This is a genomic window from Armatimonas sp. (genome assembly GCF_031410135.1).
Taxonomy (GTDB): Bacteria; Armatimonadota; Armatimonadia; order Armatimonadales; family Armatimonadaceae; genus Armatimonas.
This window is the reverse complement of sequence record NZ_JANNYP010000328.1, coordinates 1-22,476: the sequence shown is the minus strand read 5'-3', so window position 1 is coordinate 22,476 and position 22,476 is coordinate 1. Positions and strand designations below refer to the sequence as shown.

Sequence of the window (22,476 nt, the reverse complement as noted above, 5' to 3'; positions counted from 1 at the left end):
GGGTGTCTTTCAGGTCGCCCAGGTCGGGGCAGCCGCCGATGCGCTTGAGAAGCTCACCGGCACTAGGGGGCGTGGAAGCGCGGGCATCGAGCATTCCGATCTCGACTTCACGCTTAGCGAAGGCTTGGTAGAGCACGGGTAGGTAGGCGATCACGATGGCGAGGAAGCCAAAGCCCAGCGCGGCCTCACAGTCCGTGATGGCGCGGGCGAGGTTGGTGCGCGGGGCGACATCGCCAAAGCCGAGGGTGATAAACGTGGTGGCCGAGAGGTAAAGGTAGGTCGCGAAGGTGGGAGCTCCTTCCGGGGCGCTGATGGAGAGCTTGAGCGACCAGCCGAGGCCCGCGAAAGCGAGAACCAGCAGAATCCCCCAACCAATAAAGAGCGCCAGAACCGAGAACGGGCCGTAGACCGCAAACCAGTCGTCGCGGATGCCGGGCCGCAAGCGCCGCCCGATACTACGCCAGCTCATCCAAAGAGAGACATAGAAATAACGAACCGCCCGGAGTGGGCGGCTGATGCGACGAGGAAGCACGAGTCCCTCGAAGGCTTCGAGCAGAACACTTCCGATAACAGTGAGACAGAGCAGGGCAAGGGCAATGCGCATGCCCTTCAGGATACCCGAAGCACTCTCAGGATACCCGACGGCGGCTTCGGTAGAGGGCGTAGGCGGCGACACCAATTGCGCTGGCTCCCGCAAGGGCCACGCCGCCACGTTTTACCAGGCGCGTTTCTAGGAGTGCGGGCCGGGAAGGCCAGTCACTGTCGGGGCGCCCGAGGATTTTATGGATGGCGGGAAGATACGTCGAGAGCCGCTGCGCGGCAATTACGGTGGGAAGGGGCCCATTGCCCGAGAGCAGTTTGAGCGTTTCGGGTGTTCCGAGAAAGAGCCCCCGACCATCGTAGAGGGCGGCGCGGAAGAGCTCGTCTTTGCGGCCAGTGAGGCTGTAGAAGCGATCTACTCCATCGTCGCCGGGGTTAATATCGTGGTTGAGGCCCGCCAGTCGCCACGGGCCTTGGCGGCTTTTTACGAAGACCCCACCGCCGCTGTCGCCATCCGAGAGCGTGGCTTCGTCGGGGCCGGAGTTTTTATCGAACGTTGCAAAGAGTAGCCCGCCGTAGGGCTTGCTGGTAAAGACCCGCTCGACCTTGTTGGTTCCCCAGCTTTGTTTATGGTCACTTGGCCCCCAGCGCCAGCCCTTGCCAGGAAGCTCAAGTCCACGCGCCGTTCCACGCCCAAAGTACAGCGCCTCACGCCCCACTTCATCGCCCTCGCAGAGTGTGGCCCAGCGGGGAAAGGCTCTGTCCACGCGCCAGAGCGCGATATCGGTGCCAGGGATGTGCTGGCTCAAAATCGCCGTGTAGGACTGGTTGCCAAGGCGAAACGTATCGCCGGGTTGGCCGCCGACATGGGCTGCCGTGATAAACCAGCGGGCCGCGATAGGCGTGCCTAAAAACGTGCCCCACTCCCCTTGAAGCTCCCAGCAGGCGCGGCGCGAGGCATCCGGCGGCGGGGCTACGTTGCGCCCATCACCGCCAAAGACGATCATTTCCGTGGGCCGAAGAGGACGTTCTCTAGCTCCTCGTCGGCAGCGGCATTGAGCTGCCCCGCGAGCCAGCGGCGGGCTTTTTCGAGACACTCTTTCTTGTCATCGCCCTCGGTGAGCTCCAGCGCCACCGAGCCGCCCAGCCGCACGGACTGGAAATCCCGCGAGCGTGTGACTTGATAATCTACGGTAAGTGTTGTGACCTTCATATTCGTTATCTTTCTTTCGGTTAGGAGACTCCCTAGGTTCAGGGCAGTGCGGAAAGAGGGTTTCGAGAGATTTTTCGCGAATGGTGCTCTTAGGAGGAAGAGTTCTATGTTTCGACAGGAAAAACCAGCGGCGGCTCCCAAGCCCACTAAAGAGATTCTCGGTGAGGCGATGAAAGCGGCCCGCAAACAAAAGAAAAACATCTTTGTGCACTTTGGTGCCTCTTGGTGAGGGTGGTGCCGACGGCTGGAAGCCGTCCTTGACAACCCGGTGGTAAAGCCCCTGATGGCAGCAAATTATGTGAGTGTGGTGCTCGTAGCTCTAGAGAATGGCCCGAAGAAGACGCTGGAGAATCCCGGTAGCAACGAGTTTATGGCGGCAATGGGTGGCGCAAAATCGGGCCTACCATTCTTTATTTTTTTGGATGCAAAGGGCAAGAAGCTCGCCGACTCCAATGTGGTGCCCGTTCCCAACAAGCCCACCGCCCCCCCAACCAATATCGGTTGCCCGGCGGCTCCTGAAGAAATCGTCGCGTTTGGTGAGCTGCTCAAGAAGACCGCCCCACGTCTGAGTGAGAAAGATCGCCAGACGATTCTGGATGAGTTCACCAAAGCGGCTCCCAAGCGATGATGCCCGTTCTTTTTGATACGGATATTGGCAACGATATTGACGATGCCGTGGCGCTTGCCTACCTGCTCTGCCAGAAGGACTGCGAGCTGGTAGGCATCACCACGGCGACGGGCGACACGGCAAAGCGGGCTGCGCTCTGTGAGGTGATCTGCCGAGCGGCGGGCCGGGGCGAGGTTCCGATCCATGCGGGACTCTCCGGGCCGCTGCTCCATGGCACCGAGCAGGGCGTGGCGCAGTACGCCGCGATTGAGGGCCTGCCACACCGAAAAGACTACCCAACGGGCTTTGGGGCGCTAGAGTTTCTGCGCAACGCGATTCGCTCGCGGCCCAGTGAGCTCACGCTACTGGCCGTGGGGCCGATGACCAATATCGGGACGCTCTTTGCCGCTGATCCCGAGCTGCCGGGGCTGCTGAAAAAGATCGTGCTGATGTGTGGGCGCTTCACCGATGGTGGTCCGGGCGTGCGCGAGTGGAATGCCTTTCTCGACCCCATTGCCACGGCGCTGACCTACAAGCACGGGGCGGGGAAGCTGCTCTCGGTGGGACTGGACGTCACCCTGAAGTGCGTGCTACCCGCCGCACCGGTTCGGGAGCGCTTCGCCGCCGCGGGAGGTGCCCTGGCCGCTACTCTAGGAATGGCCGAGGTCTGGTTTAACCGCGCCGATCACCTCACGTTCCACGATCCGCTGGCTGCCGCCCTGCTCTTTGCACCGGAGCTGTGTACCTACCAATCGGGCACGGTCGCCACGGTTATTGAGCCGGGGCCGCTAGAGGGCATGACGCGCTGGCAGGCGGATAAAAACGGGCCGCATGAGATCGCCACCAGTGTGGATGTGGCAGCGTTTTTTAAGCATTACTTCGCCGTCACGGGTGGATAGCTGGGTAGAATAGTGCCATGTTAATCATGCCGGAACTCGCTGTCGCGCTCCGTCGTGAGCTGGAGGAGGCTCTCCAGAATCACGCAGAGGAAGTACTGACTCTCTCGACCTGGGCCAAGGCGCGGAGCACCCGTGCTGAGACCTATGTGCAGGCGTTTAAGAAAGCTCTCGTGCTACCGATGCCACTGGTTCTCTGGCAAAAAGGGGTCTGGGCCGTGGCAACCGCGACTCGGGATGAGATCGGGGGTGAGCTGACCACGGCAGCAGACTGCGTCACGGAAGGGCAGCTCTGGCTCTTTGACTCGGTCACGATTCCTCCGACGGTCAAAAAGCGCTTCGCTCTGCCGGGTAACGCCCGCCCCGTGGCCCGCATCCTCCTGCCCATCTCTGATCACAACAACGACACGTATGGGAGTGCCATGGGCTATCTCTTCCAGACCGTCGGGCCAGACAGACGTAGCGGCACGCCGTTTCTGCGCCTCCTCCCCGACCTCTACCCTGGAGAGTTCATCGCCGACCCGCACATCAACTTCATCGCCGCCCTGCGCTACGCCAACCAGCACAAAAAAGAGATCCTCGCTCCAGGCAAAGGCAAAGTATTCATCGTCGGCGATTACTGATAAGCCTTGCGCCGCGCTGATAGGTCAGATAGGCATAGGCCCACTCTAGCAAGACATTGAGGCGGTTGCGATAACCGACGAGCTTTAAGACGTGCACAAAGAGCCAGACGCCCCAAGCAAAGTAGCCTTTGACTTTCCCCCAAGGCAGGTTTCCAATCGCAGCACCACGCCCAAGGACGGCCAAGTCGCCGAGGTTCTGGTACTTAAACGGCTCTGTAGGATGGTGGTTGACACGACGGATCACGTTACGAGCCGCACAAGCGCCGCCCTGCACTGCGCCTTGGGCAACGCCGGGGACGAGCTTCTCGGGGATGAGCTCGCCACTAGAGTCTCGGAGGGCGGCCTGGGCCATGTCCCCGATCACAAATACTTCCGGGTGGCCGGGGATAGAGAGATCGCGCTCGACGATCACGCGGCCTGCGCGGTCTGTGGGGACACCGAGGCTTCCGCCAACCGGCGCGGCCTTGTTGCCCGCCGCCCAGAACACCGTACGAGCCGCAATCTCCTCACCCGAAGAGAGCGTGACACCCTCGGGACGGATATCGGTGACTTTCACGCCGTTGCGAACCTCCACCCCGAGGCGCTTGAGGTCTTTTTGGGCCTGTTGCGCGAGGTCTTCTGGGAAAGTGTTGAGGATGCAAGGGCTGTTCTCGATCAGCAGAATGCGCGTTTTATGCAGGTCCACGCGCCTAAAGTCCGGGCTCAGGGCTTTCTTAGCGATCTCCGGCAGCACGCCCGCCAGCTCGCAGCCCGTCGGGCCACCACCGACAATCACAAACGTGAGCCAGGCTTGCTGGAGCGCCGGGTCGTCGCACTTCTCGGCTTCCTCAAAGGCCATCAGGAAGCGCTGGCGCATCTCTAAAGCGTCGCCCAGGGTTTTTAGCCCCGGCGCAAGCGGCTCCCAGTCGTCGCGGCCAAAGTAGCTGTGGCGCGCCCCACAGGCCAAAATGAGATAGTCGTAGGGGATCGTCTTGCCCTCCGTAGTGGAGAGGGTTTTCGCGTTGACATCCACGCCCGTCACCTCCGCCAGCCAGACCGTCGCGTTTTTCTGTTTTCGCAAGATCGTGCGGATCGGGTAGGTGATCTCGGTAGGGGCCAGCGCTGCCGTCGCGACTTGGTAGAGGAGCGGCTGGAAGACATAGTGGTTAGTCTTATCGAGCATCAACACCTCCACAGGCGCATCTTTGAGGCCCTTCGCTGCCGCGCATCCCCCAAACCCGCCCCCGACAATCACCACGCGTGGTTTCGTGCTCATGATGCCAGTGTACCTTTCTTCGGCAAACCAATCAGATACGTAATCGGGATCGGCGAGCGTGGCACCGGCTCACTGCCGATTTCCCAGGTGTAACTATCCAGCCCCACAACCAGCTCCCTCAACTCACTCTGCGTGTAGGTGCGCAGGCAGGAAACAATCCCATCAAAGAGAGCCGCCAGCGGCAAGACGGGAATCAGATAAGTCCAGAGGAGGCGTGAAAGGGGCACCGGGCGAATCTGCGGCGTGATCAGCCAGACGGCAAGCGGAACAAAGAGCATTCCCAGTAGGGCAGGAATCGTTCGCGCCGTCGCCTCAAAGACCGCGATTCCCTGTTGCTTTTCCACGGCATCGGCAAGAATGGCGCGGGCCTGCTCGGGGCGAAAGTGATGGAAGCTGGCAAACAGCGTCCGAAAGCCCGCTAGGATTGGCGGGACAGCGATGGCATCCACAGGCTCCGGGTAGTAGGGCAGTTTCGCTCCTGCGGGATTGGGGTAAAAGTCGGTAAGGAGCACCTTGGGCCTGGGCTCGTCTAGCAGCGGCAAGAGCACTCCCCACGGCCCACCTGCACCGGAACAGAGATCCAGAACCTGACTCGCTTGGCACTGCTTCAGCGCGGATGCCAGCTTCGGCAAAATCACCGCATACGGGTTGGTAAGACGAACTGCCGTCTCTAGGTAGTCCGTCGCTCCATCCCGGAAAACAGCGGGCCAGTTCGGTAGATCCATCAGCTCCACAAGATGAAATTTTCGCATTGCTTTATTTTGTACTATTTTTCACAAATAGGACGCATGAACCTAGCCGAAGGTTGCATGAAAATGATGCTATATTTGCAAACCCACTCGTGAGGTACTGCCGAATCGCGACAGCTCATAGTGATTTTTGATCACTTGCTCTCCGCGCCAGAGTTCGGCTCAGCTCCCAGCGATACTGTACAAGAGAGCCCGGTTTTTTCGGAGCGGAGTTTATCGTTTCTTGCCCTAGGAGCGTGTTTCCATCCTCGACAAAGTGCAGCCAGCGTGGTCGGGTTTCAGGGGTCAAGCTGGCCTGATGGAGCAGCTTCCCACTCACTTCGTCCAGCACAAGCAGCTGGTTCGAGGTGCAGAGCGCAACTCGCCCATTCGTCGTGGTGAGCGTCTCCGCGGTGCCATTTGTCTCCGCGTAATAGGCCCAGCGCGGCTTGCCCTCGGTGAGCGAGAAAGCCAGAACTCCCGAGGCGCCGTAGCTACCTGACACACGCAGAGCATTGCCAGCCAAGAGGCCCACTTTTCCCAACTCCGGGACAGGACGGCGCTTGTAGGCTTCCTCGGCGACCTGCTGGTAGTGGTGGGCTATCGTCTCCACGAGCTGACCGATGGAGTTGTAGCTTTCTTCCTCACGACGTAGAGCGGGGTAGAGGCCCAAGGGATAGCCTTGTGTATCACCTGTGAGAAAAAGGGTTTTGCTATCCTCGGAGAAACGCAAGTGCGTGTATTGGGTGTTGACGGGAAGCTCGTAGGCGGGCTGTTTTTGTCCCACACGCCAGACTCGGGCAACACAAGAGTACTGCGAGTCGATTCTCTCGGGAAGGGGAACGATCCCAGCGACCCACTCACCATTGGGGGAGATACTAAGATCTTTGAGAGAGGGAGCGGCAACCCGCAAACGCTCGGTCTTGGTATGGGCATCCCAGACCCTAAGAACCTCTCCTTGAGGAACTGCCAGAAAACGGCCATCGGCGGAGAGAGCACTGCTATAGGCATTTTTATTGGGAAACTCTGCGACACACTTGCCCGTCTGCGTTTCATAAACTCCGATAAGCAGCTCACGTGTCTTCCCTAAGTCCCAGCGCCGCCCAACGAAATGGTTGCCTTGCTCAGAGAAACACTCAGGATCGACGGAGAAATTTTCCTTTTGCCACAGAGCCCTGCCTGTTTTTGTTTTGTGAAGGGCGAGAATCGGTGTCCAGTCACGAGTACCAACATGAGTGTCGTGGCGCAACAAGACGTAGTGCCCATCCAGGGAGGGAGCAGGCACAACAAGACTTGTGAGGCTTGCGTGAACCGTTTGCGGAGTAGCTCGGAGGCCCCGCTGCTGCTGAACGACACGGGAGCCGTGCCAGAGGTAGGTGAGGGTAAAGCCGGTTCCCAAGACGGCCAGAAGAGCAGGCAGCAGGTTTCGTCGCATTTAAAATTTCTCGTTCAGCTCCGCCACAGCACAGGCCATTCCGGCCATCGCGGCAATGCACTGCTGGAGCGCCTTCTTGTCTATTTTATCAAAAGTATCCGCAGGTGTGTGATGGATATTCCAGTAGAGGCTCATGTCGTTGAGCAGGCCCATGGTAGGGCAGCCGGTTGCTGTGCCAATCGGGCCGATATCCGCGCCGCCGCCGCCGTCTTTGAGTTCCAGCTTGAGCCGCTCGGTGATCTCCCGTGCCCGCTCCATGCCGTCGGGCGTTTTGGTACTCAGTCCAAAGCCTATCGGAGTGTCCACGCCGCCGTCGGTCTCGATGGCAAGCACATGTTTCTCGGATTTATGCGTTGCCGCGTAAGCGTCGCCGCCCCGACCGCCGTTCTCTTCATTCGTGAACAAACAGACCCGTACCGTGCGCCGTGGCCGGATTCCGCGAACTTTCAGGAGCCGTACGGCCTCCCAGCTTGCGATGCAGCCCCCGCCATCATCATGGGCTCCTTGGCCGACGTCCCAGCTATCCAGGTGCCCGCCCACCAGAACAATCTCCTCGGGCTTTTCGCGACCGCGCCACTCCCCGATCACATTGGCCGAGCGTGCGTCTTTCTCGAAGTGTGCCTGCTACGCGCGAACTGCGGCGCGTCCTAGATGGTGATGGCCACCGTGGGAATCCAGCACCTGCGCCACGCGATTCCCGTCAGCTCCTGCCCCTACATGGTGCCCTCCTACAATGCCTTGGTGAGCACAGCGCGTGCCAACCACCCTGAGGATTCGTTTCTTAAAATACTCACTCCGATTCCCACCAACAGCGACGACCGCGACTACATCTCCATCGCAGAGATCAACGCGCTTTTAGCACAGCTCATCATTGCGCTAGAACCACTCTCGTAAGCTCAAAAGTATCTTTCTATTTTTCCGAGGCCACAAATCCCTCTCACGGGGGAATTTGCGGCAGAAGGAACTACTTTATTGGCCCACTTCCTGAGTTCAGAGACATTTCAGGAATAATTCAGGGTGTTGTGTTACAGTACGCTATATTCATTGATCACGGCAAGTGACGATGGTTTAGTAAACAAAGGTAACAAAATGAGAAAGATGAGTTCTAACCTCACGGCGATACGGGTTATCGGCGTGAGCATGGCCAGCCTCCTGCTAGCCTTAGCACCCAAGCCCGCCCACGCATACGACCCAGACACCCACTACCAAGTGACCTATGTCCTGTGTCGAGCTGCCGGCTTAAACCACAACGATGCTCTAACAGTTGCGCAATGTGACCAAGGGATGGATGATTCCAACGGGACACTAGCAAACAACGGTGCAATACCCAATATTCGCGAAGAGGGCCTCTGGCACGCCCTTCCTCCAACCCCCGACCCCAATATCGTCCTTAAACGCAAGGAGGAGATGTTCGAACGAGCTATCAATATGCCTGATCGTCTTCGGAAGCTCCAGTACCTTGGGGTGTTTTTTCACTACCAGCAAGACACCTGGGCACACCGAGTTCACCCGAACTCCAGTGCCAAAGAATTCAGGCCCTATTTTCAGCCGCTGGGGCATGGGCTAATGGGACATCAACCGGATCGCCCTCCCTTTGATCCACTGTGTGCCTTGCGCTGCCTTGAGGAAGGAATTAGTTACGTACGCACCTTCATGACCCGAGCACTAGGGGAAACCCCAAGCGCGATGTTTAATAATTACAGCCCTGCCACAGGAATTGTGGATAGTTCATGGTCAGGAAAAGGAAAGTACATCAACCAAATCGTCATTGATAACTCAAATACTGCCCGTAGATTTACTACTAGCCTGATTCGTGCACAAATTGACTCCTACACAAATGGCCTTGAGGTGGGAAACCCTAACTATGTGGGATACTACACCTCTAACGAGGCAAATTATGGTAAGATTAGAGATAGTTTCCAGCGTGTGTGCAGTCAATTTGGGATATCAGTACAGATGCCGGCTAATTTAGTGCCTTTCTCCACACTGACAACCCAATTAGTCCTTTCTGGAGTGGCTCTTCCGATCCCCGCAGTGGCAGAGGCACAGAAAATCATCACGATTAAAAGCACCTCAAACGGTCAGTTTATCTGCGCAACAGACGGACTTAAGGACAATCAGTGGCTCTACTGCAAGCCAGGCACTCCGGTGTCATTCACTGTGGTTGGCCCACTGAATAACTGTGTTCTTAAGGTCAATGGCCAGAACCTGTACTTTAGCTACAACGCAACAACAGGGGCGGTGAAGCTCTGGAGCAATCCTGATGGTGCGAACTTCAGTCTGGAGCGGCAGGGTAACGGTACCTACGCCATCAAGAGCCTCAAGTTCAACCAGTATGTCTGGCTCTCTAGCCAGTCGCCCTACATCACTAGGACGGGTAGCCCTAGCAATGCTGCAGGCCAGTGGTTCATCACAGGTCTCTAGCCCTTAGAGCGACACTAGGCTGACACGATCCAAACCGAACCCACCCGGCTACTCGCACGGCTCGTATCCACCCTCCCTGCTGCAGGGAGGGTGCTGAGCGACGAGGTGGGTGGGTTCGAGAACGGACACTGCCTTAACTTACACCACAAACTTCAGCGAGCTAGGGTCTTTCAGGACTTTTGCGGCCCTGACGCCATCGACATCCGTGAGACGATAGTCCCGGCCTGCGTAACGGTAGGTGAGCTTGGTGTGGTCAATGCCGAAAAGATGCAGCATCGTGTTGCCAGCTCCGCAAAGCTCTCCACGACTAAAACCGGAGCCGTCACCCACCCCCAAGCCCCAGCATCGCCAGCGCACGCTTCTCGGGCGCGAGCAGCATCGCAGACTCTTTCCCGCGCACCCACTTGGGCACCAGCACCGGCTCGGCTCGGACATTCTCCAGCCCATCGCGGCGCATCTCGCTCTCCGCCCAGCTCACCGCCTTCTCCAGCCCCTTGGAGCCCGACAAGCGATTGCCGATCCGGTCACAGAGATAGCCGAGGCGCTGGAAGCCAAAGTCTGAGGCAAGCGCGGCAGAGAGCAGCCTCTGGGTGTTGTCTTGAAGCGTATTCATGTCAAAGCATTGTAGCCGAGATGGAGTGTCAGGCGCAGGGCAGTGTCTACAGCAGCTTGTTCATCGGGGCTGATTTGACCGATTTTTTCGCCCAGCCGCTCCTTGCTCACGGTCATCAGCTGCTCGCACTTGGCGTAGGAGAGTTCACTGAGGCCGCTTTGGGCCGTGGGCTCTAGCGCAATATGAAAAGGAACCGGACGGCCCTTGGTGCTCACCGCAACCACAATTGTGTTGGGGTAGCGGGGATTGGTGTTGGCGCTATCGGTCTGGACAATCAAGGCAGGGCGACGACCCTGCTGCTCCGAGCCGCGCCCCGGTGACCAGTCTATCCAGAAAAGCTCGCCGCGTTTTGGCTCACTCATCGCGACAGACCACCTCTGCCTGTGCCTCGTGCGCAAAAGCAACCGACGACTCTTCTTCGTCCTCACCTACTAAGCTGAAGGCATCGTAGAGGCTTTTTTGCTCTTCCTCACGCACCAACACCGCGAGGCGCTCCTGAACCAACGCATTCATGCTAACCCGACGCTCTAGAGCAATTGCTGTGCTCGCTTCGTAGAGTTCCACAGGCAGGCGAACCGTAAAAGATTGTGTTTCGTTTTTTGGTATCATATTATTCACCATTACATGATACCATAATTTCACACCAGATTAACACGATTCAGACGAGGTTGCTCTCCCGCCTGAATGGCTAATTTCCAATGCATTAACTTGCGAGCATTCTGAGTAGTGCCGTAGCGCGACAGTAGCTGGGCGAAGAGATTGGGAACGGGTTGCGAACTGCACCAGAACTTAGCGACGAGATCAAGGTACTCCAGCACGCAGTCACCCTCCTCTCGGCTTAGCAGGGTCTGAGCAAGGTGCATCTGCGGACCGAAGGTGTTGAGCTGCGGCGAGCCAGGAGAGTTTCCTGCGGCAAGTAGGTAGCGCTTCGCAGCCTCTAAATCTCCCTCGCGCACCGCGACAAGCCCCAGAAACTGGTTGGCATTGTGGATGGTGTTGCCGTAGTGCCAGGCCGTCGGATCGGTGTCCGCTTCCAGCCATTCCTGTGCCCGCTGGCGTGCGAGGGGCAAGTCGCCGTCTTCCAGCGCCTCCTCCACCTCTTCTTGGAGAGCTTGCAGGCGCTGGTAAGAACGGGACATGCTATCCGACGAGCTTAAGTGCGCTGGGGTCTTTGAGGACTTTCGCGGCAACAACACCTTCCACATCGGTGAGCCTATAGTCGCGGCCGGCGTAGCGGTAGGTGAGCTTGGTGTGGTCTATGCCCAGCAGATGGAGCATCGTGGCATGCAGGTCGTGGATGTGGCACTTATCGCCCTCGGCAAACCAGCCGTAGTCGTCGGTGGAGCCGTAGACCGTGCCGGGATTGACCCCGCCGCCTGCCATCCACATCGTGAAGCCGTGGGGGTTGTGGTCGCGGCCATCGCCGCCCTGCGCGGTGGGCGTGCGGCCAAACTCGCCGCCCCAGAGCACGAGCGTGTCGTCTAAAAGCCCACGCTGCTTGAGGTCTTTGAGCAGCCCCGCGATTCCCTTGTCCACCTCGGCGGCGTTTTTCGTGTGGCCGTTTTTCAGATCCCCGTGCTGATCCCATTTATAGGAGTGGGTCACTTGCACAAACCGAACCCCCGCCTCGCAGAAGCGGCGTGCGAGAAGGCACTGTCGTCCGAAGTTATCCGTGGGCTCTTTGTTGATGCCGTAGAGATCCAGCGTGGCTTGGGTCTCTTTGGAGATATCCATGAGCTTGGGCGCCTCCACTTGCATGCGAAACGCCAGCTCGAAGCTCTGGATGCGGCCCTCCAGCACGGGGTCTATTCCCCAGTGGGAGAGGTGCTCGGAGTCAAGATCATGGAGGTTATCGAGCTGGAGTCGCTGGAGCACCGCGGATGCATCGGGGTTGTCCAGGTGTGCAAGCTTTGCCTCTTTGGCCTTGATCGCCGCGTTGCCAATGGGCGTGCCTTGGGTCCAGGCGGGGAGAAACGCCGAGCTCCAGTTCTGGACGCCACCGTGGCCCAGCGTCGGGCAGATAGTGACATAGCCAGGGAGATTTTGGTTCTCGGTGCCCAGGCCATAGACTGCCCAGCTTCCCATCGAGGGGCGGACCCCGACATCGGTTCCCGTGTGGATTTTGAGCAGAGCGCCGCCGTGGGCCGGGTTGCTACCGTGGAGCGAGCGGATGACACACATATCGTCCACACACTTGGCCACCTCGGGGAAGAGATCGCTGACCTCGGTGCCACACTGGCCATATTTTTTGAACTGCCACGGCGAGCCCAGCAAGTTCCCTGTCTGCGCAAAGACCACGCGGGGGCGCTGGCCACCATAGGGTTTCCCACTGTCGCGGGTAAGCAGGGGTTTAGGGTCGAACGTGTCTACCTGAGAGGGGCCACCATGCATAAAAAGAAAGATCACACGCTTGGCTTTAGGCGGGAAGTGCGGCTTCTTCGGCGCAAGAGGATTCTCCGTCGCCTTGGCTTCGTCGGCGAGGAGCCCAGCAAGGGCGAGCATCCCAAACCCGGAAGCGCTGGTCTGGAGGAGCTCACGGCGCGAGAGTGCGCGCTGAAACCGGTGGCAAGGGTTGCTTTTCATAGAGACATTTTACCGCAAATGATTCCTAAGTAGTCGTCCAAAATCGACTTCCGTTTCTTGGTGTAATCCTGACTTTTGTCTGAACGACGACTAAGATTCATCAGAGCGTAGTCTGGGTACTATAATACCGGAATGGCAGGTATCCCTATAAAGGAAAAAAAACGATGATGACAAAAAACAATCTTTCTCTCGGAGGGCTTTTTGCACTCTCGGCTCTCTCTTTGATCTCTCTTGCGGGCTGTGGCGGCACGAGCCCGACTCTGAGCCGTGTGGTCGGGGAAAGTCGCACCTTTGGAACGGGCAAGGTCGAGACTTGGGCAATGGTAGACAGCAGCGGTATGGTCTCCGAAGTTGGCGCGACGATCCCGATGACACTGGTGAGGGACTTGGCGACAACTCCTCCAGGCGACGGCCCCCTAGGCGCGGTGGCATCACTGAAGTACCCCGAAGTGGTGCGACAGAAGACGTTCTTTAACACCCTGGCACTCCATGCCAACCCACAGGGCCATCCGGGTGCCTACTACCTCACACCACACTTCGATGTCCACTTCTACAACGTGCCCGATGCAACAATCCGCACCTACAACCCGGATGATCCTGGCTCTCAGGCAAGCTCGGTGGTACTCCCAGCGGGGTATGTGATGGAACCCTTTGGGGTGCCCCAGATGGGAACCCATGCCATCTCACACGCGGATCACGAGGCACTCAATGGCGAGCGTAAGTTCATCAAGACGATGATTCAGGGCTACTACAATGGTAAAGTAGTCTTTGTCGAGCCGATGGTGACCCAGGAGCTGATGCTCTCTAAGGAATCGTTCACCCTCCCGGTTCCCCAGCCCGCAAAGTTCGGCCTGGCCGCCCCAACCCTCTACCCGACGAAGTTCTGGGCTGACTATAACGCCACCAACGACTCCTACGAGTTCCACTACAGCGACTTCGTCATGGTTCAGTAGTCACTTCGCCACTCGGCTCCAGGTTCCGTCCCAGCCACGTAGCTCGCAGGGGCGGAACTGGAGTTTGTAGCCCATTGTCGGGCTGTTTTCCACGTAGTAGCCCAGATAGACCCATGCCTTACCCAGCTCACGGGCCAGCAGGAAGGTCTGGAGCATCGCAAAGAGCCCGATGGAGCGCTCGCGCCAGTCCGGGTCGTAGTAGTGCGTCACACCAGCCACGGCATTGGGTTCGACATCGGTGAGGACAATAGCCTTGAGGCGATTCCCATCCCAGACACTGATCTCCGTCATCTCGGTGGGGCCGACTAGGAACTCGCGCTGGTAGGAGGCCGAATCCATGAGAGTGGGGGTCCAGCCCTTCTCTTGTGTCTGGGCAATCCGGTAGCGGTTATAGAGCAAAAGCCGCTCGGGGTCGCAGATCGGGGGCGTATTCACCTCGACCCGAAGTTCTGTATTCTTAGCGAGGGTGCGCCGCTGAATCCGATTGGGCTGCCACTCGTCCATCGGCACGCGCATGGAGAGGCACTCATTGCAGCCCTCACAGACCGGACGCTGTAAAAACGCCCCGAACTTAAACCAGCCCAGCCGAAGCCGCCGCTCGTACTCACCTGGTGCCATCTCACCGATATGCTGGTACTTCATGATCCAGCTCTTGTCGGCAAGATAGGGGCAGGGCTCAGGGCCGTTGACAATAGTCTGCAAGATTCGCACAGGGCACTTATTGTACCGCTAGAATCAGAGTCGAACGACCTCCCCGGTCGCAGCGGACTTCAGGGCGGCATCTATGACCTGCATCCCCGCGCGGGACTCGGCCAGTGGGACAGCAATCGGGGCGTTTCCAGCGAGATGCTCGGCGACATTCTCGTAGAAGCTGCGCCAGCGACCAGGCAGGGTGACAATGGGGCGCTCGATCTTGCCGTCATGGAGAACTCCGTAGTGCTCCGGCGACTCCAGCGCGGTGTCAATCTCCCCAGCGATCATGGCTTTCTCTTGCGGATCGAGGCCATACTTCACGAAAGTGGCGCGGCTCCCATGTACCCGGAAACGGGGCTTGGAGATCGCGCTTGTGCCGGAGAGGTCGGCGATCCCTGTGGCTCCGTTGGCGAAGGTAATGACAATCAGTGCCTCGGAGTCAATGTCGCTCGCATCGTAGTCACGGCGCAGGCGGCAGTAGACACTCTCCGCAGGGGAGTTCTGGAGCGTCAGTAGCTGATCCACCAGATGTGCCCCCAGATCAAAGAAGCGCCCACCGCCCATCGCCGCCGCGCCGCGCCAGCCGCCCCACGCGCCAAAGCCCTGCCACGCTAGCTCCATCCAGCGCACGGTGCCCAGCTCGCCGCTCTGCATCAGATGCTTCACCGTGAGATAGTCGCCGTCCCAGCGCCGGTTCTGAAAGACCGTTAGGAGCTTGCCACTGTGGTTTGCTGCCGCGATCATCTTGTCACACTCGGCTAGATTGAGGCACATGATCTTGTCGGTGACCACGTTCTTGCCCGCCTCCAGCGCCGCCACGGCCTGCTCGCAGTGTACTGCCGAGGGTGACGCGAGCACCACTAGATCAATGGTGTCATCTTTGAGGACATCGTCCAGCCCCGCATAAGCCCGGCAGCCACGATCCCGCACAATCCGTTCCTGTGTTTGTGGGTCACGCGAGGCAATCCCATGGAGCTTCAGTCCTGGTGTCAGCCCCACTAAGTAGCTATGAAAACAGCGCCCCGCAAAGCCATAGCCGATTACGGCAACATTGAATGGTGTCATGGATGCAACGTTCGCGAAAAGACAAAAAGAATCCTGCTACTTTTGGAAGACCCAGGCACTGGGAGGTAGCAGTAGCACCCCAACGCCCGTCAGCCAGAGTGCACCATCATGGAAGACAACGCGGTTGCTTGCTTGGCGGGCATCTGCTCCCAGCTCTAGCTTTTTCCAGCCCGTTCCTGCACTCCAGCGAGCCACTTCACCACGTAACCGGCGTCCCTCACTGCTCCCGAAGCGCCACCACTCTGGCCCTACTTGTTTCCAGAGCGCTGTCTCGCCCTCAGGACTCAAGCTATCAGCGAGGCCCTCGGCAAACCAGGTGTCGCGGCGGGCATCGTAGCGAAACAGATGCTGATCCAGCCGAAGCCAGGTTGTGCCTGCGGCGTTGACAAAGAGACCCCGAAGCGTGGGAAGAAACGCCCCCACTGGCTTTATGGTGACGGGCTCTTCGAGGTCTTGAGGGTTTTCTAGGAGCCGCTTGTTGCGCTCTTTTTGTCGCTGTTTGAGATCGGTTTGTTGCTGTGTGCCTGCGGTGCGCTGGGCGGCGACACTGACACTACGAAACAGAGACTCTGGGTAACGCTTAATCGCCCCCGTCTTTCGGTTCCAGCGAAGAACAACGGGATTGCCTCGTTTTTCTGTGGGAGTGCGCTCCTCCGTCAGGAAGAAAAAGCCCTCCGGGGTAAATCCGGCGGCCTTGAACTGTAGCCCCGTCAGGCTAGGAGCCACAAGTTTGGTGAGCTTCTTTGTCGGTACATCATAGAAATAGAGCGTGTCGTAGCTTGGAGTTTGTGGCCTACGCTCCTCGTTCACCCAGAGATTTCGTGGTGTCGGTTTGGCAGTGGCGAGCACAAGCGCTGTACTACCCTCATAGCCTAGGACATTCAAGCCGTACCAGCGTTGTGTATAGCCCTGCTCCTCGACAGGGATACGAGGGTCAGGGATGGTGGAGTTCGCGAGGGGAGCGTCGTAGCTGAGCTTTGGCTTTGGTTTGTCAAAGTTGCCTGTTGCTGGGTCGTAGAAGCGAGAGGGCATGAAAAAGCTACTTCGCGCTTCGAGGCCACTAGGAGTAGGATTGAGCCGCAGGAAATTTGCCGAGAGCCCCGACTCGGCTGGCTTTGGCCCCACCCACTTTCGCATGGTCAAATCCAGCTGCGCAATCCCGGAGGAGCGCTCACGGTCGGGGTCGTTGTAGCCTGCGATCCAGAGCGTGTTTTCCTCTAGTAAGAAATCCGTCATGAAGAAACCTTGTAAATAAGGCAACGAGGCGGACTCGTAGGTGAGCGGTGGCATCTCTGGCGTTCTTCGGCGACGTGAGATCTCGATGGGGCTTGCTAAGTACGGCGCGACTCGGTAAACAACGGTGAAGGCTCCAATTCTACGAGCACGGGAGTCTTCTTTATGTATGTCTTGATACTCGATTTCGAGAACCTCAACAAGAATAGAATTAGATTCTGTGTCCTTTAAGAAATTGAGAGGGCCAATATTTTCGGTGTAGATCTCGCTTCCGTCGGGTTGAGTTTCTGAGCGCACCTTCTTACCAGCTTTAGGTAAGAGATGCGCTGTGAGTTTTTGTGTCTCTTTGTCATAGAGCCAGATGGTGGGCAAGCCGTTTTTTGTGCCCTCCCAGCCGGGAGTTGACATCGAGATTGCTGTGATCGGGCCCGTATAGAACGCCAGAAAGGATGCGGTCTCAGCAGTCTTGGCGACCGTCGCACGCCACCCTGGGTAGAAACTAGGTCGTGCTGGCGTTGGTTCGACACTCACTTGCCGCGTCCAGTTTTTGGTGTTTCGATCCCAGGCCAGCGCCATGCCTTTGTCCGTGAAGATAAATGCCCAGCTCTCGGAGATGCTCAGACGGTAGTCGAGAAAGTATTGGTAGCCCATGCGGGCTGTGCGCGGCGCAGGAATCGACGGCGCGACAGGTTCTACTTTGCCGCTTGCTAAGTCCAGCGTGATTATTCGCAAGTCCGGCTCGGGCTGCTCGTTGGCCCAGTCGCCCCACGCGCCGCAGAGAATCCAGAGCGTGTCGGGCTTGGCTTTATCGAAAACCACATCGTGGATATTATGTGTCGGGAGGCCGTCGTTCTGGGTGTAGACGCGCCATTTCTGGGTTGTACGTTCAAAGACGCGCACGCCACCCGAAGTCGCAAAGGCAACAAAGCGCTTGCCTGCTGCGATACGCCGCACGTTCTCGGCGTTGGTGAAGTAGCGAGGCGTACGGGCCTGTGCAGCAAAGACAACGAGGGCAGGGACGACAGGAACCATGACGGAGGATTCGCCGCCCTTTGGAGGAAAACCTCTCGCGCCTGTCGAAGCAACTACCATGAACGAAAAATTTACGGAAAACGATCTTCCTCTGGAGCAGCGTGGCCTCCTGACCCGCCGCAGTCTTCTTCTCAAAGCGGGGGCGACGGCTGCCGCTGCCGTGATTACCGACCTACTCGCCTCACGTGATGCCGAGGCGATGCAGAACGCGCCGAAGCTGATCTTAGGCACAGGCTCGCTACGCTACGAGTGTATCCACGACTGGCTGGTGCCGCCGGATACGCACAAGTGGGGCGATACGCAAGGCGTGGCACAGGACGAAAAGGGTAATATCTACATCTCGCACACCGTCGGCGGAGGTAGTAAGAGCGACGATGCGATCTATGTCTTTAGCAAGAGCGGTAAGTTCCTGCGCTCGTTTGGGGCACAGTTCAAGGGCGGCGGTCACGGGCTCGATATTCGCAAGGAGAGTGGGGTTGAGTATCTCTACCACTGCGACACGGCGCATAAAAACGTGGTCAAGACGACGCTCGACGGAAAAGCGCTCTGGACCAAGGGACTCAATGACCTCATCGCAGACACGGGGCGGGTGTATAAGAGCAACTCGAACTTTACGCCCACCAATGTGGCGCTGGCTCCCAATGGCGATTTCTACATCACCGATGGCTACGGCTCAGATTACATCACGCAGTACAACATCAAGGGCGAGTTTATCCGTGTCTTTGGGGGCAAGGGTAAGGAGCCCGGTAAGGTACTCCAGGCCCACGGCATCTGGGTGGACACACGTGGAAAAGAGCCGCAGGTGGTAGTGGCCGATCGTGCCAACAGCCGCCTACAGTACTTCACGATGGACGGCAAGCACATCAAGTTCGACACCGACGGCATGCGCCAACCGTGTCACTTCCACACGCAGGGCGACTTGCTTTTGGTACCCGACTTGCGCAGTATCGTGACGGTGCTTGATAAGAACAACAAAGTGGCGGTGGCACTAGGCGATGGAACAACGGTCGAGAATCTGCCCGGACGAGGCAAGGCACGCGGTGAGTTTGTGCCCGGAAAGTTCGTGCACCCGCACTCCGCCAAGTTCCTCCACAACGGCGATATTCTCGTGGTGGAGTGGCTTCCCATTGGCCGTGTCACGCTTCTGAAGAAGCTGAGCTAAGCAAACCGATCGGGGGAGAGCATGTCGAGTGCGATGCTCGGCGGCTCTCCCGCCAGCACTTCCCCCACGAGCTTTCCGGTGACGGGGCCGAGCGAGAGGCCCATCATGGCATGGCCAGTGGCGACCACGACGTTGCTCCACTTAGCGGGTCGCCCGATGTAGGGCAAACCATCCGGGCTGACGGGACGCAGGCCGCTCCAAGTGGGCAAGCCCGCAAAATCTTCCTCCGAGAACGCCGGGTAGTAGCGCGGCACGGACTTAACAATTCCCGCCACACGGCGTGGGTTCACCGACAGATCGTTGCCCGCAATCTCCATGGTTCCCCCGACCCGGAGCGTCCCCCCCATTGGAGTGACCGCCACGCGCGCCTCCACAAAGATCGAGCAGATCTCGGGGAGCTGCTTGGGGTTTTCCAGAGTTAGGGAATAGCCTTTTCCGGCCTGCATCGGTAGCGAGAGACTTAGCCCACGCGCCGCCTCGGGGCTCCAGGCACCGCCTGCGAGCACGAACTGATCGGCCTCGAACTGCCCGACGCGGGTGAGTGCTGCGGTGACGCGTCCCTTGGTCGTGATCCAGCCGGTGACCTCTGCCTCATAGACAAAGCGCACGCCGCGCTCTGCCAGCCGTGTCTTCATCCCGGCGACCAGCTTTCCGGGCGAGAGGTGGCAGTCGTTGGGAAAGTACACGGAGCCTGCAATGTCCATCGTGACGTTCGGATCAAGCTGGGCGGTCTCCTCAGGCGTCAGAGCCTCCGCCGGAATTCCCAGCGCCCGCGCTTTTGCCGCCATTGCAATCTCTTCGTCGAGCGCGTGCGGGGTCTTGGTGAGCATCAGCAGGCCGCGCTTGACCAGTCCAAAGTCATTGCCAAAGGCATCGGCGAGGGTCTCGTACTCCGCACGGCTGGCATTGTTCAGATCGCGCAGGAGCGGCGCACTCTTGTCCACGTGCTCTTTCGTGGCAGACTGCATAAACTTCAGCCCCCAGTCAATCAGCTCCTTAGTGGGCTTGGGACGAATCCAGAACGGGCTCTCGGGGTTGGCGAGCTGCTTCAGACCGTAGGCCATCATCCCCGGCGCAGCGAGCGGCACAAAGTGGCTCGGGACGATCATCCCGGCGTTGCCCAGCGAGCAACTATCGCCGGTCTCTTGCCCACGCTCCAGCACAACCACCGCAAAGCCCCGCTCCGCCGCGTACCACGCCGAGCACAGGCCGATAATTCCCCCACCTAAAATGCAGACAGTCACAGCGGCTATTGTACCGTAGCCTACCAGCTTCGTTTGGGATACACATTCGTGTCGCCGTGTGCCTCTGCGATACTCTCTAGCGAGTCTTGGAGCTCGTCGCTGTAGCCCCAGCCAAAGCCGTCACCATCGCGGTAGAGATGCTTGAGGCGGGGGAGAAAGTAGGTGTAGAGCGTGTGGTTCTCGGGCTTCTCCAGCACTTTAGCCACCTCGCCCATCACGGAGAGCAGGCTGTCGTAGAAGCTCTCGTACATGTCGCCGTACTGCCGGGTCAAGCTGGTTCCGGTCTCGATGTAGTAGAGCTGCAAGTCCAGATAGTTTCGGAGGTCACTCGGGCGGGCTTTCTTAAACTCGCTGAGCACGGCCTTGCCCTCGCGTAGCTTGGGGTAGCCGTCAGTGGGGCCGTGCTTACTGCGGGAGAAAAACGCGGTGTAAATGCGCACTTCATAGTCGTCGAGCACCACCTCGCCCTTGAGTAGCCGCGCCTGCAAGAAGGTCTTGTTGCTCGCCGATGCGTCGTGGAGGTCTTTGATAAGGCTGAGCATCTCTTGCTGATTGAGCAAAGCCAGCTCCTTCTTGATCTCTGACCAGGATATGTCCGATGCCATAAGGCTATTTTACCGCCTTAGTAGGGAGCCTCTGCCGGGCCTTCGTAGGCGCACATTCCCATGCGGGGGGAGTTGATCAGAAGCGTGGGGGGGTAGTCGGTCAGGTGTCCGTGTGGCTCCAGGCAGTCGTCGCACAGAGCGACATACTTGCCCTCTTCGGCAAGGCACTCATTGCACATCCAGCGGGCGGGTTTTCCACATTCGTCGCAGCTCGCCTCGGGCATTTTGTTGCGCACCATGAGAGCGAGAGGACGCTCGGTGGTGGGAGCGTCCTTGCGCTCGGCCAATACCCGAAGCGTTGTCTCCGAGGTCGAGCCCATGTCGTAAAGATGGGTGATTTGCTTGCGCGTTTTGAAGACACTCTCCACCTTGCGCGAGGAATCAATTGTGTCCTCCCACGCTTTGTAGGCAAACTCACTCATGTGGCCGCAGCACTCCAGCCAGATCGCACGTAGATAGCGATCCAGGTCGTTCAGAGTCGCAGAGCCGCGCACCTCCAGATCAAGAAAGAGCCCTTTATTAAACTCACACTCGGCTCGCAGATAGAACAGCCGCTCGGTTTTTCCCGTCGCCGCGTCTATCGCCGCCACCCGTTTCGCGCACGTGTGCAGGTGCTTGACGGTGCTCTGCTTGGCAATTTCCTCGCCGCAGTAGCTACAGATGCCTTTAGGTCTTGCTGCCATTTGGGTATTGTACCGCCCCCCAGCCCCCGTCCCACGGGGGAGATCAAAGGAATCAGATTCCTTATTGTCCCCTCGCCCAGCGGGGGTTAGGGGGGGACTTATGGGCTTACGGCAAGCTGGCGCGGAGCGGGTGTCCGGCGGGAAAGAGTGCTACCCACTGAAAGTGGGCAGCTCCCTTCGGTTCAGGGAGCCCCATGCTACGGCTTCTTTGTCAGCGAGGTCGCGTAGAGATTACCTTCGTGGAGATAGAGCACAGCGGAGAGATCGGGGAGCAGGACAGAGGTTGTATCTTCGTCCTCGGAGGTTGATGCAAGGTAGGGATAGGGGGCAACTGCCACCAAGGCCTGCCCCTTGTCTTTGTCCTTTCCCGGCTCGGTTGCCTTCAAACACAGCGCGGTTGTCTCTGTTATAGGAAAGTGTTCACTGGTTAGCTTTGCGCTCTCTTCCCACAGAGCGAGAGGGGAAGAGTCCGCCTTAAGTAGAGCCAGATCGCTGGCGTAGGGGGTGAACAGGTTCTTAGGCTCACCGGGAAGAAGACGCGCTTCTCGCTCACCAGGGCGTAGAGCGTACCATGTTGCGATTCCCGGCTCATCGGGTTTGTCCAAGTCCTCGTACCAGTCTTGAAAAATCGCTTCCTGACTCTCGCGCAGAAACCCTTCAAAGTACAAAGAGTTTATGTTGGGAGGTTCTCCCATGAAAACTAAGGGAGTAAATCTTCCCTCTGGCGAGAGAAAAGTTACGGTGCTGGTTGCTGGCCTGCGCTTAGAGGCCGAGCTGATAAAGAGTAGCAAGTCCTTCTCAGGAACCCTCGCAATCTTCACTAGTGCTTCCTGATCTTCAAACGGTGTCATCAGAGGGCGGAACTGCTTACGCTCCGTGTCCACCAGAC

28 protein-coding genes are annotated in these 22,476 nt (G+C 58.5%); 8 read left to right on the top strand and 20 right to left on the bottom strand.

The window, feature by feature from the left end; translation table 11 throughout:
* From RMO15_RS11910 to RMO15_RS11900, 3 genes are all read right to left on the bottom strand, one after another.
* On the bottom strand, positions 1 to 604 hold a 604-nt coding region (locus tag RMO15_RS11910), incomplete at its 3' end, for a potassium channel family protein (protein ID WP_309712516.1).
* Positions 605 to 629: 25 nt separating this feature from the next.
* Complete coding sequence (locus tag RMO15_RS11905; protein WP_309712513.1) at positions 630 to 1,547, bottom strand: hypothetical protein; 918 nt, start codon at positions 1,545 to 1,547, stop codon at positions 630 to 632.
* Complete coding sequence (locus RMO15_RS11900; protein WP_309712510.1) at positions 1,544 to 1,753, bottom strand: hypothetical protein; 210 nt, start codon at positions 1,751 to 1,753, stop codon at positions 1,544 to 1,546. The genes RMO15_RS11905 and RMO15_RS11900 overlap by 4 nt, the downstream gene beginning before the upstream one ends.
* A 106-nt stretch (positions 1,754 to 1,859) precedes the next feature.
* On the opposite strand from RMO15_RS11900, the gene RMO15_RS11895 reads away from it, so the two are divergent.
* Genes RMO15_RS11895 through RMO15_RS11880 form a run of 4 tightly spaced genes read left to right on the top strand, consistent with a single transcriptional unit; the run spans position 1,860 to position 3,879 of the window.
* Positions 1,860 to 1,982: a hypothetical protein gene (locus tag RMO15_RS11895; protein ID WP_309712507.1), complete on the top strand. Its 123-nt coding sequence runs from the start codon at positions 1,860 to 1,862 to the stop codon at positions 1,980 to 1,982.
* A gap of 54 nt (positions 1,983 to 2,036) precedes the next feature.
* Positions 2,037 to 2,381 carry a hypothetical protein gene (locus RMO15_RS11890; protein WP_309712504.1) on the top strand — a complete coding sequence of 115 codons (345 nt, stop codon included), beginning with the start codon at positions 2,037 to 2,039 and terminating at the stop codon, positions 2,379 to 2,381.
* On the top strand, positions 2,378 to 3,259 hold the full coding sequence (locus tag RMO15_RS11885) for a nucleoside hydrolase (protein WP_309712501.1): 882 nt from the start codon (positions 2,378 to 2,380) through the stop codon (positions 3,257 to 3,259). Before RMO15_RS11890 ends, RMO15_RS11885 begins: the two co-directional genes overlap by 4 nt.
* Positions 3,260 to 3,276: 17 nt before the next feature.
* Positions 3,277 to 3,879, top strand: coding sequence for a hypothetical protein (locus RMO15_RS11880; protein ID WP_309712498.1), 603 nt, complete (start codon positions 3,277 to 3,279; stop codon positions 3,877 to 3,879).
* Here RMO15_RS11880 and RMO15_RS11875 read toward each other — a convergent pair.
* From RMO15_RS11875 to RMO15_RS11860, 4 genes are all read right to left on the bottom strand, one after another.
* Positions 3,860 to 5,134 (bottom strand): NAD(P)/FAD-dependent oxidoreductase, encoded by a 1,275-nt coding sequence (locus RMO15_RS11875; RefSeq protein ID WP_309712495.1) that lies wholly within the window; start codon positions 5,132 to 5,134, stop codon positions 3,860 to 3,862. The two genes, RMO15_RS11880 and RMO15_RS11875, sit on opposite strands and share 20 nt — an antisense overlap.
* Positions 5,131 to 5,886 (bottom strand): hypothetical protein, encoded by a 756-nt coding sequence (locus RMO15_RS11870; protein ID WP_309712492.1) that lies wholly within the window; start codon positions 5,884 to 5,886, stop codon positions 5,131 to 5,133. The genes RMO15_RS11875 and RMO15_RS11870 overlap by 4 nt, the downstream gene beginning before the upstream one ends.
* Before the next feature lie 115 nt (positions 5,887 to 6,001).
* Positions 6,002 to 7,297: a hypothetical protein gene (locus tag RMO15_RS11865; protein WP_309712489.1), complete on the bottom strand. Its 1,296-nt coding sequence runs from the start codon at positions 7,295 to 7,297 to the stop codon at positions 6,002 to 6,004.
* The gene (locus RMO15_RS11860) at positions 7,298 to 7,885 is read right to left on the bottom strand and encodes a M20/M25/M40 family metallo-hydrolase (protein ID WP_309712487.1); all 588 of its coding nucleotides are present in this window, start codon (positions 7,883 to 7,885) and stop codon (positions 7,298 to 7,300) included.
* 63 nt (positions 7,886 to 7,948) lie between these two features.
* Between RMO15_RS11860 and RMO15_RS11855 the strand changes: the two genes are divergently transcribed.
* Positions 7,949 to 8,191, top strand: a complete 243-nt coding sequence (locus RMO15_RS11855; RefSeq protein WP_309712485.1) for a hypothetical protein — start codon at positions 7,949 to 7,951, stop codon at positions 8,189 to 8,191.
* Between the two features lie 204 nt (positions 8,192 to 8,395).
* Positions 8,396 to 9,721 carry a DUF6765 family protein gene (locus tag RMO15_RS11850; protein WP_309712482.1) on the top strand — a complete coding sequence of 442 codons (1,326 nt, stop codon included), beginning with the start codon at positions 8,396 to 8,398 and terminating at the stop codon, positions 9,719 to 9,721.
* Positions 9,722 to 9,859: 138 nt separating this feature from the next.
* Here RMO15_RS11850 and RMO15_RS11845 read toward each other — a convergent pair whose 3' ends face one another.
* Genes RMO15_RS11845 through RMO15_RS11820 form a run of 6 tightly spaced genes read right to left on the bottom strand, consistent with a single transcriptional unit; the run spans position 9,860 to position 12,917 of the window.
* Positions 9,860 to 9,997, bottom strand: a complete 138-nt coding sequence (locus RMO15_RS11845; RefSeq protein WP_309712478.1) for a hypothetical protein — start codon at positions 9,995 to 9,997, stop codon at positions 9,860 to 9,862.
* Positions 9,998 to 10,043: 46 nt separating this feature from the next.
* Positions 10,044 to 10,334 carry a hypothetical protein gene (locus RMO15_RS11840; protein WP_309712476.1) on the bottom strand — a complete coding sequence of 97 codons (291 nt, stop codon included), beginning with the start codon at positions 10,332 to 10,334 and terminating at the stop codon, positions 10,044 to 10,046.
* The gene (locus tag RMO15_RS11835) at positions 10,331 to 10,696 is read right to left on the bottom strand and encodes a type II toxin-antitoxin system PemK/MazF family toxin (protein WP_309712473.1); all 366 of its coding nucleotides are present in this window, start codon (positions 10,694 to 10,696) and stop codon (positions 10,331 to 10,333) included. Before RMO15_RS11835 ends, RMO15_RS11840 begins: the two co-directional genes overlap by 4 nt.
* Positions 10,689 to 10,943 (bottom strand): hypothetical protein, encoded by a 255-nt coding sequence (locus RMO15_RS11830; RefSeq protein WP_309712470.1) that lies wholly within the window; start codon positions 10,941 to 10,943, stop codon positions 10,689 to 10,691. Before RMO15_RS11830 ends, RMO15_RS11835 begins: the two co-directional genes overlap by 8 nt.
* A 29-nt stretch (positions 10,944 to 10,972) precedes the next feature.
* Complete coding sequence (locus RMO15_RS11825; protein WP_309712467.1) at positions 10,973 to 11,473, bottom strand: hypothetical protein; 501 nt, start codon at positions 11,471 to 11,473, stop codon at positions 10,973 to 10,975.
* Position 11,474: 1 nt separating this feature from the next.
* The gene (locus RMO15_RS11820; RefSeq protein WP_309712464.1) at positions 11,475 to 12,917 is read right to left on the bottom strand and encodes a DUF1501 domain-containing protein; all 1,443 of its coding nucleotides are present in this window, start codon (positions 12,915 to 12,917) and stop codon (positions 11,475 to 11,477) included.
* Between the two features lie 164 nt (positions 12,918 to 13,081).
* Between RMO15_RS11820 and RMO15_RS11815 the strand changes: the two genes are divergently transcribed.
* A complete protein-coding gene (locus RMO15_RS11815) occupies positions 13,082 to 13,870 on the top strand; it encodes a hypothetical protein (protein ID WP_309712460.1) in 789 nt (262 codons plus the stop codon).
* On the opposite strand, the gene RMO15_RS11810 is transcribed toward RMO15_RS11815, so the two are convergent.
* The 3 genes from RMO15_RS11810 to RMO15_RS11800 are packed head-to-tail and all read right to left on the bottom strand — an operon-like array spanning position 13,871 to position 17,893.
* Positions 13,871 to 14,581: a hypothetical protein gene (locus RMO15_RS11810; protein ID WP_309712457.1), complete on the bottom strand. Its 711-nt coding sequence runs from the start codon at positions 14,579 to 14,581 to the stop codon at positions 13,871 to 13,873.
* 24 nt (positions 14,582 to 14,605) lie between these two features.
* Positions 14,606 to 15,628, bottom strand: a complete 1,023-nt coding sequence (locus tag RMO15_RS11805) for a Gfo/Idh/MocA family oxidoreductase (RefSeq protein WP_309712454.1) — start codon at positions 15,626 to 15,628, stop codon at positions 14,606 to 14,608.
* A 36-nt stretch (positions 15,629 to 15,664) separates the two neighbouring features.
* Positions 15,665 to 17,893 carry a hypothetical protein gene (locus tag RMO15_RS11800; protein ID WP_309712451.1) on the bottom strand — a complete coding sequence of 743 codons (2,229 nt, stop codon included), beginning with the start codon at positions 17,891 to 17,893 and terminating at the stop codon, positions 15,665 to 15,667.
* Here RMO15_RS11800 and RMO15_RS11795 point away from each other — a divergent pair.
* Entirely contained in the window at positions 17,892 to 19,055 is a 1,164-nt protein-coding gene (locus tag RMO15_RS11795) for a hypothetical protein (RefSeq protein WP_309712448.1), read from the top strand. The genes RMO15_RS11800 and RMO15_RS11795 overlap by 2 nt on opposite strands.
* On the opposite strand, the gene RMO15_RS11790 is transcribed toward RMO15_RS11795, so the two are convergent.
* From RMO15_RS11790 to RMO15_RS11775, 4 genes are all read right to left on the bottom strand, one after another.
* On the bottom strand, positions 19,052 to 20,299 hold the full coding sequence (locus RMO15_RS11790) for an FAD-dependent oxidoreductase (RefSeq protein WP_309712446.1): 1,248 nt from the start codon (positions 20,297 to 20,299) through the stop codon (positions 19,052 to 19,054). The two genes, RMO15_RS11795 and RMO15_RS11790, sit on opposite strands and share 4 nt — an antisense overlap.
* A gap of 20 nt (positions 20,300 to 20,319) precedes the next feature.
* Entirely contained in the window at positions 20,320 to 20,904 is a 585-nt protein-coding gene (locus RMO15_RS11785) for a hypothetical protein (protein ID WP_309712443.1), read from the bottom strand.
* 17 nt (positions 20,905 to 20,921) lie between these two features.
* Positions 20,922 to 21,587, bottom strand: coding sequence for a hypothetical protein (locus tag RMO15_RS11780; RefSeq protein ID WP_309712440.1), 666 nt, complete (start codon positions 21,585 to 21,587; stop codon positions 20,922 to 20,924).
* Positions 21,588 to 21,784: 197 nt separating this feature from the next.
* Positions 21,785 to 22,476: hypothetical protein (locus tag RMO15_RS11775; RefSeq protein WP_309712437.1), on the bottom strand; the 692-nt coding region annotated here is incomplete at its 5' end.